This window comes from Bradyrhizobium sp. CIR48, assembly GCF_014198315.1.
In the GTDB taxonomy this organism is placed as follows: Bacteria; Pseudomonadota; Alphaproteobacteria; order Rhizobiales; family Xanthobacteraceae; genus Bradyrhizobium.
Window position 1 is genome coordinate 48,522 of sequence record NZ_JACIHG010000012.1, and the last position, 16,758, is coordinate 65,279.

A 16,758-nucleotide genomic window follows, 5' to 3' on the forward strand; every position below is an offset into this window, starting at 1 on the left:
ATTTCAATGCTGTTGTTGCTCCCGGCACTTATTATTCATCGGACTCGACCGGAACAAACCCCCCGGCCGCAAGTGACTTCTGGTATCTGACGGTAGAAGCGTTCGGAGCAAGCACATACATCAAGCATTGGCCACGCGTGTTAATCTCCCGGCGAAACATATGTGCGCGTTTGCGTCGCAGGCACATGGGGGCTCATGGCGCCGCGTTATGACCGGCGACAACAACCTATCGGAAGTAGCGAACGCAGCAACGGCGAGGGACAATCTCGGCGTGCCGCAGACCTATGGACAGTGCCGATTGACACTGTCCGGCGGAAACCTGGTGCTGGCGCCTTGGAATGGAAATCTTCTAACGATCGCGGCGCTCCGCAGATCGTTCCAGAGGCGGGCGTTTCGCTTGCGGCAACCGGCCTGATGCCGGGCACGACTTATCTCATTTGCGCTTATATGAATTCCGGCACGATGACGCTTGAAGCGTCAACGACCGCTCACGCGACATCGACGAGGGCCGGCAACAAAGGCACCGAGATCAAGAGCGGCGATGGTACGCGGTCGCTGGTCGGCATGGCGCGCGTCATCACTGGCCCAGCATTTGCGGACACAGCGGCGCAAACCGCTCGTTGCCTCGTGGTTCAACCGCGGCTGCCGGGGCGTCACGGGTGCGATAGACGGAGTGTCCACGGACACCGGAGCGGGCGCCTACACTGAGAAGACAGTCTTCAAGGCTGAGTTCGTCGCTTTGGCCGATGAGGTCATTGACGCTAAAATCACCGGGACAGTGACAAAACTCTACAAATGCGGGCGCGTGCGGTTTCGCGATCTTCTTTGACGGCGCGGTCGGAGATAACTGGGACGTCAATCCTCAAGGAGCGATGTACCGCATCCCAGCCTCTGGCCTCGCGACCCAGAAGGCGGGAACGGACGGCTACCATCATGTGTCGTTCGGCTTGCGCGCCATAGGGGGCGGCGCAGCCTCGGCCGTCTATGGGCTGAAAGTATTGGCAACGGTTGGATAGGGGCCGCGCGGGAAGACAATGCCCAACAACGACTCCAACCGGCAGATCAGCCAGCTGCCGATGCCATCCCTTGGGGCGTTACCTCCAGCCCGATCCGGTCATCGGCTCAATACCAGCGGTTAGCAACAGTGTTTTGACAAATCCATGGTTTGTTCACAAAACATATTACGTGAGATTCTGAGCAGGCCCGCAGCGTGACGGCCATCTATAGCCGCCCGTCTTGTCAGCTTTCGGAAAGGTAGTCCGCGTAAAACGCCTTTGAATTTAGTGGCGAGTGGCAGGGACAGCGCAATGCACCAGAACGGTCAGCGCCGAGTCATGTTCCCGCTAACTTCAAATGGTAGTGCGGGCGGGGCAGGGACAGCGTCTGATCCAACGCAACCGAACAGCGCCGAGTCTCGCCCGCAAGGCCTGCCACCTGAGACTGATCGCCAAGTCACCGCCTTGTTTTGGTAGTTGCTCTAGGGCATTCGTCCTGAGAATACACCCCTGTCAGCTTCTTGCCCCCGCTTGAAGCTGATAAGTTAGCGGCACGTGGCAGGGACAGCGCTTTATCGGTCCACTTCAAAGCGCCGAGTCACGTGGCCGCTAACGTTCCCAAATGCGTCCGCTACACGGTTAAATAAAGCGGGTGGCGTTGCGGGAAAATCTGTCCCCATCTCGCGCCTGAGCGCCTCGAACTCGGATAAGGTCGAGAGAGAGCAATCCGCCACCGCGTCCATTTTTGAGCCGATAACTTCAACCTGGGATCGCCAATCGGCCAGCTGTTCTTCAGTTCGCTGTGGCCCGTACGTGTCTTCCGGTGTATGGCTTGGCCCACGGGACGTAGTCCGTGAATGCTTGGATTGCCGCTACCACTTCGGTCCTAGGCACGGCGGTTACTGGTATGAAGAGCCAGCTCGAACACTCGCAGGTCGAGGGTTTTACTATGAGAGGCACGCGGGGATGCAGCAACCCACCGGTGCTGGTAGGTGCTTTCCGGTAGGTCTCACGATACTCCTTGATCGCACCCCTTGAGAATTTGAGCCTCTCGGGAGCAAAGGTGGCCAGCCTCAGTCTTCGAGGACGGGCTGGCCACCGAAGTTTGTGGTGCAAACCCATAGAGCAGTACGGGCCAACGGATGCACATATTCGAGCGGCACATCACGTCCCTGCGGTCGCAAGCGCTTGCGGTGCTTGCAGCCAATCAGGCCCGCGTGGCCGATCAGTCTCTGAGCCCATTAGACCGCGAAGCCGCCACATCTAATGCCGCCGAGGCTCAGGCAATGGTGGACATACTCGTTGCGTGAAACCCAATCTCGGGCCGAAGGAGGCCCGGAAAATCGCTGCACGCATACGCGCTCTTCTAGGGGCGCCGCGTGAGTGCAACCGGTTCGGGTGGGATGCCTGTGAGACTTTCGCTAGCGCGCCGCGCCCGCACTGCTCCCGGTGTGAGACTGGGATCATCACGCGGACGGCCGGCTATTACGCTTGGCGCGAACGCCCGGAGAGCACCCGCGCAACCTCCAATTCTGCGATGCTGGCCGAGATCCAGCAGGTCCATCGCGAGAGCGGCGAGCGCTACGGCAGTCCCCGGGTCCATGCTCTGCTGCGGACGCGGCGGCAGACCCGATCATCGACGCTATCGAGGCTCATAAAGAAAGCGAGTGCAGACTACTCGGCAGCAATTCGCGACCTGGTGACGGGGACACTCGATCCCGATCCGGAGAAGGAAGAAACGTTCGGCGATCGAGAAGCCGAAGTCAGGCACGAACTCGCCACAAGCGTGCCGACGACGTTGGCCGGGCTGCTCGCTGTCCTCACATAAGTCGAAGAGGTCTCTACCGGAAAACACTCGTAAGCGGCCGGCCGACAATGCTTTTGATTGGGACGACCTGATGAACTTGCTCGTCAGCGCCCAAGATTGCGTTCGGACGATCTCCCAACAGTCGGTTTAGCTAAAGCGCCAATCGCCCGCCGGTGAGGGGCGGCGGGAGAGCGCTCACGCGAACAAATCAAGAAGCGCCGTGAGCGTCCGTGTTGCGTCAACTAGACGGGACAGAGCGGGACAGCCTGGAATTCAAGGGTTTTCGTCAGCATCAGGCGCAACATGCATTTCAGCAGCGAGAAACCGTGATGCTGTTGAAATTGCTGGCGATCCCAGCAGGACTGATGGATTTCAATTGTCTCAAGGGCTTGATGCCAAGGTTAGGCAATTTTCCTACCGTTGTTTCGCATAGGGAAATTCATTGATTGCCTAACCACCGTGGGACGGGCAGCTCGCCCAAACACAACCGCACAACCGGATAAATCTATTTAAGATTGTGTAAGAACAAAAGAAGTCTCGGTGCAGTTTCACTGCGGGAACTGATTGTAGATGGTTTCGTTATCGCCCACCGCGGGATGATTCGATGCTCGAAATGATTTTGATAATGTCGGGGCTCGGGACGGCCTTGGTAGCCATCGTCGTCGTGGTGTTTGAGTGGCGTGCGCTGGTCGGTTTTTGGCGCGCCTCAAGGCGCAGGCACCCGTAAAGCTCTGGCGCTTCTGAAGGAAGGCCCCTAAGTCGGCGGCGCGGCCAAGGAACGACTCTCCGCCCCTTCAATTGAGATATCGGTCTGTGGCGCGATACTCTAGATCCCTCTAGCTTCGCGACATCCACCCGGGACGGTCCATCGTTCGAACGCGCGTTTGACGATGGACCGGTTCTCGGAAGCTTGCCGCAGCCTCTTCCCTAGGAACGACCGGCAAGCCTCAGGCTTGGTGCTGTGCTCCGGCTCCATGCCCCCTGCGGGTCGGGGTAAGTCCAACGGTCCCAGTCGCTGCCAAGACGGCTGGGGCCGTTTTTTTCGGGATGGATTTGTTATTTGGGACCGAAAAGGCTGAGGAGCCCGATCGCGACTGGTATCAGGGCGACGCAGGCCCACAGTGCTGGCGCGCCAGAGTTTAGGCCGGCAATGAAGATCCCGATGCCAAAGCCGACGATAAAGGCCGAGATCGCATAGGCAGCTACTGCGTCCATCGGTCGACCCACAAGCAACTGGATCGATATCTCAAGGACGCTCCGCGGCACCAAACGTTCCAGCGCGCCGTCCTTTACGTGGCCAGCGCTGGCTTCTTAACTCCTGCAGATTTCGGGGTGCCCATTTAGCAAACGGGCTGCGGAAGCCCACTAGTCATCACCTGTTCAACCGCAAACCTGGGGAGACCTTCATGGGTAATCGCGCAGCTCGTCGTGCTTGGGCATCTCGCGTTCAGTCGGATGCTCACCTGACGGATATGGACAAAACTCTCGCGATGACGATCGCAGACATGGACAGGCGCGGCTTTTCGCTATGTCGAATGGGCGACGACGTTTTCTTCCAGCCAAAACCGCAGTACGCGATTAGCCTGGCTGCGGCTTAAATCCAGAGACGTAAAATGAAAATTACGAATGTGCGGCCCGGTTGGGACGCCAAGCACGTTGCGAAAATAGATCTAGAGATTGCTCCCGGCGTCAGGGCGGTAGACGTTTTAGTCACGCGCAAGCCAGACGGCACCATGCGAGTATTCGGGCCTGGCATCCGCTTCGATATTGAGATCGCCGACGACATCGCGCGCGCCGCTGTAGCGGCTGGAGGGCGTGGCCATGGAACGCGATAAGCCGAGCGCGGCAGAAGGCGCTATCGGTCCTGTACAGCAATTCCAGCTCTTGCTGTTCGCCACGAAGGATACCGATCTCTCAGCCTGTGACCTGGCCGTCCTAGCCGAGATTACCGACAGGTATTTGAAGGACGGGCCTAAGGGTGGGACGACGCGGCCGACATCGGCTGCACACCTCGCCAAAGAAACCGGGCGTGATGATGCCAGCACCGCTCGTTCAATCGCTCATCTTGCCGAGCGCGGATACATAACCGTAGCGGAGCAGGGCGTTGGCCGGCGCGGCAACACATACCTTTTGCCGTTCAAATGGATGCGGGACACCGCGACCGCAATTTACAATTACATCAAGCCGCTCGCAGAGGCCAAAAGGCGGCGACGGCGTGCGCACCGTAGTAACCGCGCTGGCGCGGTAGCTAATTGCACCACTGTAGCTACCGCGCCCACGCGGGAGCTACGGAGCTTTGTTACCGCACCCGTGCGGTATCTAGACAGCATAGCTACCGCACCCACGCGGGACCAATCCTATGGCCTTCCTACGGAAGGGCCTATAGGTGCCGACATGTCGGCGGGCACCTATAGGGTGCCGCCGCCAGTCGTCACTAAGAAGATTGTTAGCGCGAGCGTGGAGCGCGATGGCGGTGACACATTGCTCATAGTTGAGTTCGATAAGGGCAGTACCGACGTTATAGTGCTTGAAGCGGATAGCGCCCGCGAGCAGGAGGCCGGCCAAAATCGTTATTCTCGCCTTACTTCTTCTGCAGGACTTGGCTGGCCTGAGTCTTTCGACGAGCTAGTCGGGTGCATCGTGCATACGCAGGGCGACAGATACCTCTTGCCGCACGAGCTTCACAATGACAGCGAGGCCGCGTGAGCGATCTATCGCCAAAGGGGGGGCGATTTCCTCCAGCCACGTTTCCGCAGCTAACCGCCTGATCTCGCTAGCCCTGGGGCCGATTTCCAAAGGGGGCAGGGGGGCCACCGCAATCCTTCCCACCTTCGTCCCCAACGAGCGGCCGCCTCCTCGCACGCGTTATCCCGCAGGTTTTCAAATTATTTTCCAGGCCGCGCAGACGGCCGCCCAGCACGTCAAGTCGAGGTACCATGCACGCAAACGACAATGGCCCTATCCAGGCCAGCGACTTCACCGACCTAGCAGCCCGCCGCGCCTGGCTGGCATCGGCGCCGGCCACACATGCCACACACCACGAGCAACCGCCGTGCGTGACCTGGGCCAAGCGGGAGAAGGATGAAACGACCTTCATGGGCCTCCGGCTATGGCGCACGCTCAACGAGCCACCGCGTCTGGCTGCGAACGACAATGAGCCTGATAATGAGGGTGGGGAGAGCGGCGAGCAGCCCGTGGCTCCGAATATGGACCGCGAGCTGGTCGACGTCAGCGCCAAGCAGCTGATTTGGGCAGTTAAGAACAAGCGGGCACGTTGGGTCGGCAACAAACTGGTGAAGGTCCGGAACGGGCACCAATGGACCAGCCCAGATGCCGAGTTCGGCAAGGTCCGCCAGCGGAAAAGCGACAAGGCGGATACAGAACAGTTCGACGCTGAGATGCCCGACGCGCAGGCCGAGTTGGCGCGTGCCCTGGACACCGAGAAGCTGCGCGGCACGCTGGGGCACAAGGCCACCAGGATCCTGGACATGGCGGCTAGCGACAGCACCTTGGCGGCGATCGGCGAAGATCTGGGCTATGGCGGGCAATACGCAACGAGGATCGCTGCCAAAGAGGTTCGGGCGGCGGTCGCGGTATTGAACGCGGCTATTGAGGGCAGTGCGAGGGCGGCGGCTTAGTCTTAGCCAGAAACCCGACGTTCACTTCCGCTCACTCCTCAGGGCAGTAAGCTCAGTTCAGCTTTTGGCGCAGTTTCTTAAGCGCCGTGCGTTCACTCCGTCTAGGGGGCAGCTGTCTACTCGTCCCGGGACTGAAAAGCCCCGTCGTCTGATCTCATCCTCAATTTGTTCGATGAGCTTGAGGATTTCGAGACCATCCATGTCCTCACGCGCGGCTTGCCTGAGGCGCTCCACGAGTGCCAGCTCAGTCTTCAAAAAAGGTCTGTCGCCGTTTTCCATCAACCGTCTCCATTCCTTAGGAGGCGGGAGCATTTCGGCTCTCCGCCACCAATAGAGGCCACGGACCACGCGAAGATGCCGAAAGCTAGCACTGAGCCGATGACGCTGTCTGGACCAAACTTTAGGCACCCATTGCCTGGTGAACTCGCACCCTGGTCGGCCGCCTTAGGAGAGATTGCTGCCACGGGACGGCGCGGCGACCACCTCAACGGTTGCGGATACGGTCATGACCGGCGATTCTTTTGTCCTTACGTGGACGGAAAGCTTGTCGGTCAATCCCGAAGGGCTATGGTCCCGGATTCCCTCGGCTAGGTATCTCATCGCGGCATCACGCGCAGCCGCGAGATCAGGAAGCTCCTCACCGTTGTCGTCGAGGATGGTGCCGGCGTGATCTTGATAGTCGAAATAGAAGCGCATGCAGGCCAACGCTGCCTTGGTCCCCGCGTTCCTAATGCCTAGCACCGCACCGGCTAAGCAGTTTGAGCTGATTACTCAAAGTTAGTGGGGGGCTCGGGCGCGTACGCTCGCAAGCTTCTCAAACCATTACGAGAGTATCAGCCACATTTTGTGGCCGACGTGACGTGCACCTTTCGGCGCGCTGGCCCACTACCGGCGTCGCCACCTTTTTCCGGCGTAGTGCCGTGAGCCGCCGAGCGGCTTTTTATTTCACCACCTAACTGCAAATCCTAAATCTGAAAGGATAGCGGCCACCATGGCCAGCCTGAATAACGCGCTCGATGCTATTGCGAAGCATCTTGAATTCCCGCGCCGACGAAGCGGTGGCATCTCTCGACGAATGCAGGAGGCTGGGCAGCTGGCTCTGGGCACTCCTAGCGCCCCACCTCAAGTTAGTGACGACGATGTGCTTGATCTGATCGCAGCGCTGGCCGCGGATACAACCCTTCATGAAGCAGCGGTTGCCGTGAGAAATTTCAAGCGCCTAACGCCCGGCGGCGTCAATCTCGATGGCGCACCAGATTACATTCCGGATGCTCAGATCGCTGTTGCTTTCTTGGTAGAAGATGCCAGAGCGGGCGTTGCTGAGGCACGCAAATCTCAGATTGAGATCTTCCATAATTCCTGTGCCATCGCGATTCACCATCCAAATGGCCGCATCGATCGCTTCTGCATGACCGGTCAGGACGCGAGTCATTGGTCGAAACGCGGCCACAACAAATCAACCACGCTCAACGTGGCAGCGATTGCTGACGCGCTCGACGAAATTTTTGGAAAGGCTCAAGCATGATGACCAGTAACAGCTTGAATGGAGCGTCGAGTCCTCGCCACGACAATATCATGGCAGAATTTGAAGAAGTGGAGCGGCAGATCGAGCGAGAGAAAATCCTCCGAGACCAAAAAGAGAAAATCATGAGGATCTTAGACGAGGCCCTCGAAAAGATTCTCCGTGAAGTATCCAGAAAGGCATAACTGATGGCGCCCCTTAAGAAATCTGCCGACGAATTCATCGTGCCCACGCTCGAAACTTCCAGCCAGGAGTACTCCAGCCTGGTTGCGCGTCGGCAAGAGTTGAGTGAACTGTTGTCCTCGCTGAACAGGGAAGCCGCCGATCTGGACACCAAGATCGCTGCGCAGCCACAAGCAGCGCATTCGGCCAGCGTTTCGAGATTGCTTGGCGACCCTGAAGATGCCGTTCCCAACCTTCGAAAACGACGCCGCGAGGTTTCCGGGGAGATCACCGATTGCGAAACCGCCCTGGGCGTGATTGCGAAGCGCATTGTTGCAGCCCGCGACGTCGCGAGCAAAACCGCGTGCGCCGCTGTTCGGGGTGAGTACGGTCGGCGTTTAGGTGTTCTGTGTGAAGCCGCCAAGGCGCTGGAAGCAGCGCGTGCGCAGCATGATTCTTTGCTCGACGATCTGGAGCGCGAGGATATTAATTTGGGCTATCTACGGCCGGTCCGAGCACACTTCGTCGAAAAGGTCGCCTATTTCTTGAAGGAATGCGCGGAGGCCGGTCACAATGTTTGAGAAAGCCACCTCCAAACGGACGCGGACCAGCAAGCAATCACGCCGCATCAAACTGCCAGGCAAGGCCGAGGTTTACGCCGACACCGACCCCATCGAGATTGCGCGCGAGCTGCGGGCCAAGTCAAGGCTTGGGAAGCGTGAGGCCAGACTCGTAGCCGCGGAGGCAAAGGCGCGTGGCTGATAACGTGATCACTGGGTACGCGGTGAAGTTCAATGAACAAATCGTTTACGGCAACTACTGGCGCGAGAAGATTGCCCGTGGAACGTTCACCCGAACCCTCAAAGAGCACCCCGATGTCGTGATGCTGCTCGATCATGATTCCGGGCGTGTATTGGGGAGGACGGCTGCCGGCTCGCTTTATCTGCGTCAGGACAGCGTTGGACTGTACTTTGCTTTGACGGTCGACCCTTCAACGCCAGAAGGCCAGACCGCGCTAGGGACGGTTGGTCGACAGGACGTGAAAGGCTGCTCGTTTGGTTTCGTCATCCGCGCAGAGGAATGGGAGGATGGAGATGAAAAGCTGCCGTTGCGCACGATTAAGGATGTGGATTTATTCGAGATCACGCTGACCGCGTTTCCTGCCTATCCGACCACAACGGCTGCGTTGCGTTCCAGCAATAGTGATGCAGCCCGACGCGGCATCGAAGCAGCGCAGCGCAAGCGAGGTATCCTGAAATGACAACGATCAATGGCTTGATACATAGCTGGGATCGCCACAGGCGTCGCGGCATCGTCGTATTGGACGATGACAGGACGGTGCAAGTTTATGCAAGCAACCTCGGTGCCGAGCGGCGTCACCCTGAGTGGAAAGGTCCATTTCAGTTGCACGGTGGAGATCGCGCTGAGTTCGTTGTCAATGATGATGGCGCGATTGTCGACGTGCTGCGGACTTGGTGAGACGATCTGGGGGTAGGAGGGGTGTAGCAAATCCAGCCCACCTTTGGCGGGAAATACCGGCCGCCCCCCATTTTACGCGCATCCACAATTCAAAATATGGGGTATCGGAGGTTGTGCTGCTGCCAAATGCAGCCTGGCCACAACGGCCCTCCAACGGAGACACACAATGCCGATTTTTACAGCAATCGCAGCCACGACTCTCGCGGCTGTCGGCGTCACCAGCACGTTTATCGACGAGGCCGAAATCGTGGAAATTGACGAGCGGTCGGACGACGAGGGAGAAGACGAATGACCGCGATCTCGGCCTTCAAATCTGCGGACGCAGTCCACTTTTTTAGCGATGGCGCATGGCACGATCCGGCGACCGGCAAACTTGCCGGCATCGGCACCAAGGTGTCGATCTTGCCTCAGTACAATTCTCTGTTCGCGGTCACGGGAATCTCAGTCGTGCCGACTCTGCTATCGGCGTTGTTGATTGAAACTCCGTTTGTCGACCTTCGTTCGCTCTCCGACGCAATGCCGAATCTCGCTAGGACATGCGTCGACCGAGGTAGGGCAGTAGGCCATATTCTGTCTGGCCGATGCGACGTCGTGCTTGCGGGCTGGTCGGCCGAAGCCGGCCCGTTAATCCACGTCACCGAATGTCACATCGACCACGGCCTCTTTAACGGGAGGGCGGTCAAACAGTACATCCAGCCGCGCGTGGACGGCTCAGCGGAGATGCGCTTTCCTGAGGACGGACTGCGTCTGTTGGAAGAGCAGTACGCCGCAAAGCTTAGCCGACCGGATGCAGGAACGTTCGGTAGTGTAACGGTTGGTGGCCTGGTCGGTGGCTTCGCTCAGCACACACAGGTCGAGGCTGACGGGATCCGTATCAAAGTGCTCAAGCGGTGGCCGGATGAGATCGTCGGCGGAGGCCCCGCGTGAAGGCGGGCTGGACCAGCCTTTCTTTTGTCGGAATTCGAGCACTAGCTTTGCTTTTTAGAAAATGGAGAATTCAAAGTGGCAATGGGTACAGTTAAGTGGTTCAACCCGACAAAGGGATATGGGTTCATTCAGCCGGATTCTGGCGGCAAGGACGTCTTTGTTCACATCTCGGCAGTCGAGAAGGCTGGATTTTCCTCTCTTGCCGAGGGAGCCAAGGTTAGCTTCGACGTCGTGAACAATCGCGGCAAGGACTCGGCGGAGAACCTACGGATCGGCTGAGCCGGTCGCGGCGGTGCTGACCCTCAGGGCGAAAGCTGATGAGGAGGGCGAGCATTGGCCGCCGCCCCGAGAGGCCGGACTAACGGCCTCGCTTCCCAAATGATGCAGGTGCGGCAGATGAGGGTTGCGCTGTCCCTTGCTTCTTTTGATTGGCCAGAAGCTCGGCGATCAGGTTGTCGGCATTGGAAAATGCTGGCACCAATGGATCCGGGTCGGACACCTTAGCTGATTTGCCGGGCGATCGTTGGCTTGCGAAAGCAAGAATGATAATCGCAATGGCGCCACCAAAAAGCAGTACCCAACCCCAACCCAATCCCACAGAGTTCGCCAGTACTTTAGCTATGCCGCCGAAGGGATTGCCCTTCATCGATTGATCCAGCTTTGCTCTGGCGTCGGCGAGAAGGGCAGCGATCTTAACCAGAGTTATGAGCATCCAGAACAAGGCCGCTCCAGCAACCATTCCGCTAGCTCGCCGATATCCTGTCAGGATCAACGCAACAATTCCCATCGCGCCGATCACAATGAAAATGCCGTCGCCGTTGCCACTCATGACGTAGCTGAGTGAACCGACAACGGGGAGGGTAACAATCGGACAGAATGCTCCGGCCGCCATTACGAGGGCGGCCAGAATGACCCCGGAATCCAGTGGCGTCAGTTTCTCAAAATCGATCATTGATCGGCCTCCGTGACCACTATTTTGGTCACGAAGAGCTTACCGAAGACCTTCAAATGTCGGTTGCTGAATTCCTAACAGAGCGACCACACGTTGAGTCGAAGTATTGGTGCTCGGGAGGGAAAGTGGCCAACTACTACCGCTGATGTCCGAGCCCGATTCCCAGCACGATAGCCTTCTGACGTAGCGCGCCCTCAGTCCGCTTAGTCATCTTAGCGATTTTGACGACCGGTGTCCGCGCTTTCGAGTGTGCCTTCAATTCTTTGATGTCTTCCTTGGTCCACTCACGGCGAACAGGCTTCTTCGTTTTCTTAGCCAAAACGCGCTCCTTCAATGTTGAAGGCGCCGTTTAGCACTGCGCGTGGTGCGCAACCTTGCGCGCATTTCTCCAACTTGAACGTGACAGCGGTCTATTAGCCGCGCTCCAATGTTTTTAGGATACCAATGGCAAACGATTTAATCGTCCAACCCGGCGCCAAACTCGATCAGTTTCAGAGCGATCTGAACCAAGCCGGCGATATGGCGGATGCAGCGATGGACCGCATCGAGCGTTCGTTTGCGAGTCTGAATCCGACAGCAGGCGGCTTTGCTTCGCTTGGCACTGCCGCTGCCGGCGTTACCGGCTTGGTTGGCGGGCTCCTTGCGGCGCTTACCAAGGTCAACAGCGAGCTTGCTGACCTGCAGAAGAACGCTGAATTCACCGGCCTTACTGCGGAGCGGTTCCAGCAGATCCAATTTGCTGCAGGGCAGGGCGGTGTTTCTTCGCAGGAGTCTGTTACCGATCTGCGCAAGGTCGCCTCACTGCTGGCCGACGCCAAGGAAAATGAAAACTCACTGACGAAGCTGCTTGATGCCAACAACATCAAGTACAAGGACCGCAACGGCCAGGTTATTAGCCTGAACCAGCTTCTGGTTATTGCTGGCGATCTGATCAACAAATTTGGTTCGATGCCAGAGAAGACGAAGGCGGCTCAAATGCTCGGGCTCTCCGAGAGTTGCGTTGAGGCTCTTCGAAACGGAAGCAGGTCGTTCGAGGATATCGCTCAGGGAGCCGAGGCGGCTGGCGCTGTGATCGATGGTGCCACGGTCGCGAAGGCGGCTGCATTCGACCGAGCGTGGAAACAGTCCTCTGCGCAACTAGCTGCCCAGTTCAAGTCGACTGCCGCTGATATTGGCGGGTGGTTGGATGATTTGATCGACAAAGCCAACGATCTTGTAAAGACCGCGGTCGCGTCCCAGAACGTGCAGCCAGGTAGCGGGCAGGACACGTTCAATCGATGGGCTGATGCTGCGGATATCATGCAAAAGGCCGGGCGGGGCTTGCCGCAAGATGTTGACCAGATCACTCGCGCAATTGAGCATCTGAATGCCTCAGGGAAGCCTGAAAATCTTGAAATCGTCGCCGGCCTGGAGCTGATCCGCGCCAAGGCCCAGCTCGCTCGCGACATGCTGCAGGCGGCGGCCGAGCAGCAGTCAAAGGTTGAATTCCCAGGCGGCGTGCCGCTGCCGGCATCGCGCCCATCTTCCGCTAACAACGCCGATCCGAACGCGGCGAAGCTACCTCAGCGCGGCAGTGATAGCGCAGCAAGCGCTTACGATCGGGCCACAGAATCCATCATAAAGCACACGGCTAGGGCGATTGCTGACACTGTGGCAGTCGGTAAGGGCGCAGCGGCTCAAGCCGAGTTGCGCGCTGGCCTGGAGGTTCGGCCATGAGCGCAATAAATGGTTTCGTTCGAAGCGACGCAGCATTTCTACTGACGGACGGTCTTTCTTACTTTGAGGGGGTTCCAGACGATGTGAACCTCAATAAGGCTCATCGCCTGTACCGGTTGAATGCTGTCGTGGCTGCGGCTGGTCCGGCGCAGTTCGGCGGATGGTTATGGGGCCGTCTTGCTTACAGGTCATTTGACAGTTTGATTGAAACCGCTGAAGCGCAGATCATTCATCACTTCGAGCGGTACGCGCGCGAGTACCGCGATGGAGATGCGGCATCTTGCGTGGTGCTGGCTGGCTGGCATGAAAGAGAAGGTCGGCCCGCGATCTATTCCATCGAATTGGAGACGGCCGGCACACCAAAAGCTTTGCTGGTCAGGCAGAACGCGGAGTTTGCGGAAAAGCACGTTGCGGCCAGTTTGACAGAATTACCGATCATTTCGATGCCGCCGCCATCTCGCGAGGAGTTTCAGGCGGCGGGCTATGACTTGCTCGCCGACTTGGAGAAGGTCGATCCTGAGTCTTATTTATTGCACTGCATGGAGATTCAGCGCCGCAAACGTTTCGATGGACGTCACGTTGTTGGCGGCCATGCGGTATTGACAACGATCACTGCGAGCGGCGTGGTGCAGCGCCTCGTGCACGTTTGGCCTGAAGATCAGCCCGGCAAGCGCATTGAGCCGAAGGCGATTGATTGGGCGGCGTACCGGGCGGCTTGAGTGGGGCTTCCTAGGTCTTGGCCAATGCCGCCATCATTCCCTTCGCGTCTTTGGTGGGCAGATCAGTGAAATACTGTTTTGCAACTCCCCGTATCGCCGCCAGCAGGTTGAACAGTTTTAGCGCGGCATCGGTCAGCGCGCGTAACTCGGCGGGAGCGACTTTTGCTAGGTCAAAAACATCATTGTAGGAAATTGCGCTCGTTCGATGGGCGAACGCGTTGTTACGTAAAATGGCCATTTTTCTAGCCGCAGATTTGGCGGTCATCATGAGCGCCGCGACCTCCGCTTCTTGCGAACCCTTTAGATGACCCGCCCCTGTCATATCGCGGATCAAAGCTCCAAAATTAATCGTGTCACGTCGCGCTTCGAACGCTCCTGCGATGTAGATGCAGTAGGTGAGAAGATATGCGTGCGGAGTGAACCTGAAAAATTCATTGTAGTCACGCATGGTCTCGATGATGTGCTGCCTGGTATCGTCTAGCTCGAAATAGGACCAGAGATCCAAAAACAGACGCGCTCTCACGACGTGCTGGCCGAGGCGATCCAAGCGTTGATCAATCGATAACTGCTTCTGCACGTCATTTTCCCGAAACAGCGGCGACGTCGGGAATAGCTTTCATGTAATAAGCTACACGCATCTTGATCCGCTTACCGGTGACAGGACCGCATGTTTCGCAGGCATCGAGAAGCTTTCTCTTTACAGCTTCTGCCCACGGCTTCTCAGTCGACAAATCATTATCTAACTGACTGTGGTCGTACCGAGATTTGAACATCATGAAGACAACATGCTCGTCCGCTATTGGAAGATCTAGCATCGTAAGGACGAACATGTCCGGATCTAGGGACGCAAGAAGTGGCGTGTTGTAATAGATGTTGTCGTCGCTATTGGTTATGCAAAGTCGACGATAGAACAACTGGACGTCAGTTTTCATGACCTCAAGCAGCTCAGACGCCTTATCTGGGTATGTATCGCGGAGGGCTTTCGCGCTGCTTTCTCGGAGATGTTGGAAAAGTTCTCGGTATTCCAAAGTGTCAGAACTTTGTATGCCCAACCCGCCATAGCCGTCGAAGCGGAGCGCATAGTCATCGCGCTGCGTCGCCTCGAGCTTCTTGGTCTTATATAGATCGTCGAGGTATTTCTTTCCGTCCTCGACAACTTGCCGCTTTGAAGACTTGATCACTCCGATGTCAGAAAGAAACAGCTGAAGACCGAGCACGTGAAGTATTTCGCCTTCGATTGTGAATGCCCGCTGCTCGAACTGCTCGCTCATCTTGCCCACGGCAGCCAGCACCTCGCTCTCGGTACGTTCTGTCCAATGCCAGACCGTGCGCCAGGGAGCCTCGTCGGCGACCTTTACAAAGAAGTTGCTAGCATTGAGGGAGGCCTGAATTTCGTTGGGATCGACAATGCCGCGGACCAAGCAGTTCACAAGAACCGAACTCGATAGAATTGAGTCGTCGATATCGACGTTCTGATATCGATCGGCAACTCGCCTCATGGGGGAGGGTTCTTTACCCTTTTCGACATGGGCTTGAACCATAGCTGCTAGCCCGCGCCCGTTTTCGAGATCGTCGGCATTAATCTGATTGGATTTGAATTCGAACGAAAGCACGAAGAACAGGCGCAACAGTGTCAATATAGCGTCGGAATGCCCTCGGTGCTCATCCGTCAGCGCCTTGCATACCCGCTCGAAGTCCCACATGGTTTGCTGAAGTATGCGCAGATTGTCTTTTTTCGACTGTTTATAGAGAGAGGAGATTTCCTCCGCATTCTTTTTGAAGAACCCTTGAGTGAACTTGTCATCAATCAGTGCGACGAACGCTGAGAAGGCCTCATCGAAAGATGATTGGACTTCCAGAACCTTCCCGATCAACTTCTCTTTGCGGCGCTCGTAGTCCTCGCCGGCCTTAATTTCTTTATCATTGGCAATAATTATTACTTTGGCGCCCTCGTGCTCGACGAATTGGTTGATGTAACCTAGCGCGGTGCTTTTATTCCCTTCGTATCGTTCAAGGTCGTCGAATACGTAAACATCGGCGCTGAAACCGATGACGTCGCCCACGCTGATGCTGCTGGTATCCACCTTCACGTACTTCAGACCTGCAGTAAGCAGGCTTCCAAAAAGCTTTGCCGGTTTTCCTGTGAGTAGAGGATAGGCGGCTTGAAACAGGGCGTCCCTAATTTCATCGAGCGTGGACAGACCATAAAGACTTACGTAGAGTAGTTTTTTGGGTTCGGGCCGATGGTGTTGGAGAAACCGCTTTACCTGATAAGTTTTTCCAACACCCCACGGCCCCGAGATCAAGACCGCATAGCGGGGCGAGTGCGTGAGCGAAAGATAATAGCCAAGATAGTCCAACAGGTGCTGATTTTTAGCGTCTGGCATTGTTTGATCTCTGATGATGGCAGTCCGACAAGTGCTCGATAAGTTCGGCTTGCCACGATTTATCGACTAACCCGAACATCGCCGTAGTCTTCACCGATCGGCCGTTCACCGTCAAAGTCGGAGTGAGCGAGCAGGGCGCCAATTCCAAACAACACCATGCCGCCGATCCAAACGAAGCAGGTGGCCGTAAGGTAGGCCGACGTTCCGACACCAATGTTGCCAGTAAGCCCGAACAGCGTGCCGGCGTTGAACAACAGGCCGACTACGCCCCACAGCCAAAACAGGACGGCAAGAAACCCCTTTGAGACGCCGTGGTGGCTTCTGAGCCGGAACGTGCGTTCCCAACTTTCTTTGCTTTTAAACAGTCCCATAAACTTCCCCCGGACCCAGTGCTACCATAGATCGCGGATGGCTTAGGGGGCAACTAAGCTTTTGGCTTGGCCTTCGATGGTCG

The 16,758-nt window shown here is 57.2% G+C and carries 23 protein-coding genes; 16 read left to right on the forward strand and 7 right to left on the reverse strand.

Features of this window, described 5'->3' with window-relative positions:
* Positions 1–673 precede the first annotated feature (673 nt).
* From GGD66_RS31695 to GGD66_RS31715, 5 genes are all read left to right on the forward strand, one after another.
* Positions 674–829, forward strand: a complete 156-nt coding sequence (locus tag GGD66_RS31695) for a hypothetical protein (protein ID WP_179734490.1) — start codon at positions 674–676, stop codon at positions 827–829.
* A gap of 1,703 nt (positions 830–2,532) precedes the next feature.
* Entirely contained in the window at positions 2,533–2,823 is a 291-nt protein-coding gene (locus GGD66_RS31700) for a transposase (RefSeq protein WP_179734488.1), read from the forward strand.
* 209 nt (positions 2,824–3,032) lie between these two features.
* Positions 3,033–3,248, forward strand: coding sequence for a hypothetical protein (locus GGD66_RS31705; protein WP_183260386.1), 216 nt, complete (start codon positions 3,033–3,035; stop codon positions 3,246–3,248).
* 1,375 nt (positions 3,249–4,623) lie between these two features.
* Complete coding sequence (locus GGD66_RS31710) at positions 4,624–5,508, forward strand: hypothetical protein (RefSeq protein ID WP_183260388.1); 885 nt, start codon at positions 4,624–4,626, stop codon at positions 5,506–5,508.
* Between the two features lie 230 nt (positions 5,509–5,738).
* Positions 5,739–6,440, forward strand: a complete 702-nt coding sequence (locus tag GGD66_RS31715; RefSeq protein ID WP_183260390.1) for a hypothetical protein — start codon at positions 5,739–5,741, stop codon at positions 6,438–6,440.
* A gap of 57 nt (positions 6,441–6,497) precedes the next feature.
* Here the strand turns inward: GGD66_RS31715 and GGD66_RS31720 are convergent, their stop codons facing one another.
* A complete protein-coding gene (locus tag GGD66_RS31720) occupies positions 6,498–6,719 on the reverse strand; it encodes a hypothetical protein (RefSeq protein ID WP_183260392.1) in 222 nt (73 codons plus the stop codon).
* Between the two features lie 165 nt (positions 6,720–6,884).
* Complete coding sequence (locus tag GGD66_RS31725; protein WP_179739396.1) at positions 6,885–7,136, reverse strand: DUF6894 family protein; 252 nt, start codon at positions 7,134–7,136, stop codon at positions 6,885–6,887.
* A 295-nt stretch (positions 7,137–7,431) separates the two neighbouring features.
* Here GGD66_RS31725 and GGD66_RS31730 point away from each other — a divergent pair, with 295 nt between their 5' ends.
* The 9 genes from GGD66_RS31730 (at position 7,432) to GGD66_RS31765 (ending at position 10,809) form a co-directional block, all read left to right on the forward strand.
* Positions 7,432–7,965, forward strand: coding sequence for a hypothetical protein (locus GGD66_RS31730; RefSeq protein WP_183260394.1), 534 nt, complete (start codon positions 7,432–7,434; stop codon positions 7,963–7,965).
* Positions 7,962–8,147 carry a hypothetical protein gene (locus tag GGD66_RS31735; protein ID WP_179739391.1) on the forward strand — a complete coding sequence of 62 codons (186 nt, stop codon included), beginning with the start codon at positions 7,962–7,964 and terminating at the stop codon, positions 8,145–8,147. The genes GGD66_RS31730 and GGD66_RS31735 overlap by 4 nt, the downstream gene beginning before the upstream one ends.
* 3 nt (positions 8,148–8,150) lie before the next feature.
* Positions 8,151–8,705, forward strand: coding sequence for a hypothetical protein (locus tag GGD66_RS31740; protein ID WP_179739388.1), 555 nt, complete (start codon positions 8,151–8,153; stop codon positions 8,703–8,705).
* Positions 8,698–8,886, forward strand: coding sequence for a hypothetical protein (locus GGD66_RS31745; protein ID WP_179739386.1), 189 nt, complete (start codon positions 8,698–8,700; stop codon positions 8,884–8,886). The genes GGD66_RS31740 and GGD66_RS31745 overlap by 8 nt, the downstream gene beginning before the upstream one ends.
* Positions 8,879–9,385, forward strand: coding sequence for an HK97 family phage prohead protease (locus GGD66_RS31750; RefSeq protein ID WP_183260396.1), 507 nt, complete (start codon positions 8,879–8,881; stop codon positions 9,383–9,385). The genes GGD66_RS31745 and GGD66_RS31750 overlap by 8 nt, the downstream gene beginning before the upstream one ends.
* Positions 9,382–9,603: a hypothetical protein gene (locus tag GGD66_RS31755; protein ID WP_179739382.1), complete on the forward strand. Its 222-nt coding sequence runs from the start codon at positions 9,382–9,384 to the stop codon at positions 9,601–9,603. Before GGD66_RS31750 ends, GGD66_RS31755 begins: the two co-directional genes overlap by 4 nt.
* A gap of 166 nt (positions 9,604–9,769) precedes the next feature.
* Entirely contained in the window at positions 9,770–9,895 is a 126-nt protein-coding gene (locus GGD66_RS42090; RefSeq protein WP_283814175.1) for a hypothetical protein, read from the forward strand.
* Positions 9,892–10,530, forward strand: coding sequence for a hypothetical protein (locus tag GGD66_RS31760; protein WP_183260398.1), 639 nt, complete (start codon positions 9,892–9,894; stop codon positions 10,528–10,530). The genes GGD66_RS42090 and GGD66_RS31760 overlap by 4 nt, the downstream gene beginning before the upstream one ends.
* A 75-nt stretch (positions 10,531–10,605) precedes the next feature.
* Positions 10,606–10,809 (forward strand): cold-shock protein, encoded by a 204-nt coding sequence (locus tag GGD66_RS31765; RefSeq protein ID WP_179739379.1) that lies wholly within the window; start codon positions 10,606–10,608, stop codon positions 10,807–10,809.
* A 79-nt stretch (positions 10,810–10,888) separates the two neighbouring features.
* Here GGD66_RS31765 and GGD66_RS31770 read toward each other — a convergent pair whose 3' ends face one another.
* Positions 10,889–11,482: a hypothetical protein gene (locus GGD66_RS31770; protein WP_183260400.1), complete on the reverse strand. Its 594-nt coding sequence runs from the start codon at positions 11,480–11,482 to the stop codon at positions 10,889–10,891.
* A 136-nt stretch (positions 11,483–11,618) separates the two neighbouring features.
* Positions 11,619–11,801: a hypothetical protein gene (locus GGD66_RS42270; protein WP_183706983.1), complete on the reverse strand. Its 183-nt coding sequence runs from the start codon at positions 11,799–11,801 to the stop codon at positions 11,619–11,621.
* Positions 11,802–11,926: 125 nt separating this feature from the next.
* Here GGD66_RS42270 and GGD66_RS31775 point away from each other — a divergent pair, with 125 nt between their 5' ends.
* Together GGD66_RS31775 and GGD66_RS31780 are read left to right on the forward strand one after the other, a co-directional pair.
* A complete protein-coding gene (locus GGD66_RS31775; RefSeq protein ID WP_183260402.1) occupies positions 11,927–13,198 on the forward strand; it encodes a hypothetical protein in 1,272 nt (423 codons plus the stop codon).
* The gene (locus GGD66_RS31780; RefSeq protein WP_183260404.1) at positions 13,195–13,917 is read left to right on the forward strand and encodes a hypothetical protein; all 723 of its coding nucleotides are present in this window, start codon (positions 13,195–13,197) and stop codon (positions 13,915–13,917) included. The genes GGD66_RS31775 and GGD66_RS31780 overlap by 4 nt, the downstream gene beginning before the upstream one ends.
* Positions 13,918–13,927: 10 nt before the next feature.
* Here the strand turns inward: GGD66_RS31780 and GGD66_RS31785 are convergent, their stop codons facing one another.
* The 3 genes from GGD66_RS31785 to GGD66_RS31795 are packed head-to-tail and all read right to left on the reverse strand — an operon-like array spanning position 13,928 to position 16,675.
* Entirely contained in the window at positions 13,928–14,494 is a 567-nt protein-coding gene (locus tag GGD66_RS31785) for a hypothetical protein (RefSeq protein ID WP_183260406.1), read from the reverse strand.
* Position 14,495: 1 nt separating this feature from the next.
* Positions 14,496–16,304 carry a P-loop NTPase fold protein gene (locus GGD66_RS31790; protein ID WP_183260408.1) on the reverse strand — a complete coding sequence of 603 codons (1,809 nt, stop codon included), beginning with the start codon at positions 16,302–16,304 and terminating at the stop codon, positions 14,496–14,498.
* Between the two features lie 59 nt (positions 16,305–16,363).
* Positions 16,364–16,675 (reverse strand): hypothetical protein, encoded by a 312-nt coding sequence (locus GGD66_RS31795; RefSeq protein WP_183260410.1) that lies wholly within the window; start codon positions 16,673–16,675, stop codon positions 16,364–16,366.
* Between the last annotated feature and the right edge of the window lie 83 nt (positions 16,676–16,758).

What these genes read in the sequence shown, in the direction of transcription:
- GGD66_RS31700 (WP_179734488.1), top strand. Translation starts at nt 2,533, where the DNA reads ATGCTGGCCGAGATCCAGCAGGTCCATCGCGAGAGCGGCGAGCGCTAC.
- GGD66_RS31710 (WP_183260388.1), top strand. Translation starts at nt 4,624, where the DNA reads ATGGAACGCGATAAGCCGAGCGCGGCAGAAGGCGCTATCGGTCCTGTA.
- GGD66_RS31715 (WP_183260390.1), top strand. Translation starts at nt 5,739, where the DNA reads ATGCACGCAAACGACAATGGCCCTATCCAGGCCAGCGACTTCACCGAC.
- GGD66_RS31720 (WP_183260392.1), bottom strand. Translation starts at nt 6,719, where the DNA reads ATGGAAAACGGCGACAGACCTTTTTTGAAGACTGAGCTGGCACTCGTG.
- GGD66_RS31725 (WP_179739396.1), bottom strand. Translation starts at nt 7,136, where the DNA reads ATGCGCTTCTATTTCGACTATCAAGATCACGCCGGCACCATCCTCGAC.
- GGD66_RS31730 (WP_183260394.1), top strand. Translation starts at nt 7,432, where the DNA reads ATGGCCAGCCTGAATAACGCGCTCGATGCTATTGCGAAGCATCTTGAA.
- GGD66_RS31735 (WP_179739391.1), top strand. Translation starts at nt 7,962, where the DNA reads ATGATGACCAGTAACAGCTTGAATGGAGCGTCGAGTCCTCGCCACGAC.
- GGD66_RS31740 (WP_179739388.1), top strand. Translation starts at nt 8,151, where the DNA reads ATGGCGCCCCTTAAGAAATCTGCCGACGAATTCATCGTGCCCACGCTC.
- GGD66_RS31745 (WP_179739386.1), top strand. Translation starts at nt 8,698, where the DNA reads ATGTTTGAGAAAGCCACCTCCAAACGGACGCGGACCAGCAAGCAATCA.
- GGD66_RS31755 (WP_179739382.1), top strand. Translation starts at nt 9,382, where the DNA reads ATGACAACGATCAATGGCTTGATACATAGCTGGGATCGCCACAGGCGT.
- GGD66_RS42090 (WP_283814175.1), top strand. Translation starts at nt 9,770, where the DNA reads ATGCCGATTTTTACAGCAATCGCAGCCACGACTCTCGCGGCTGTCGGC.
- GGD66_RS31760 (WP_183260398.1), top strand. Translation starts at nt 9,892, where the DNA reads ATGACCGCGATCTCGGCCTTCAAATCTGCGGACGCAGTCCACTTTTTT.
- GGD66_RS31770 (WP_183260400.1), bottom strand. Translation starts at nt 11,482, where the DNA reads ATGATCGATTTTGAGAAACTGACGCCACTGGATTCCGGGGTCATTCTG.
- GGD66_RS31775 (WP_183260402.1), top strand. Translation starts at nt 11,927, where the DNA reads ATGGCAAACGATTTAATCGTCCAACCCGGCGCCAAACTCGATCAGTTT.
- GGD66_RS31780 (WP_183260404.1), top strand. Translation starts at nt 13,195, where the DNA reads ATGAGCGCAATAAATGGTTTCGTTCGAAGCGACGCAGCATTTCTACTG.
- GGD66_RS31790 (WP_183260408.1), bottom strand. Translation starts at nt 16,304, where the DNA reads ATGCCAGACGCTAAAAATCAGCACCTGTTGGACTATCTTGGCTATTAT.
- GGD66_RS31795 (WP_183260410.1), bottom strand. Translation starts at nt 16,675, where the DNA reads ATGGGACTGTTTAAAAGCAAAGAAAGTTGGGAACGCACGTTCCGGCTC.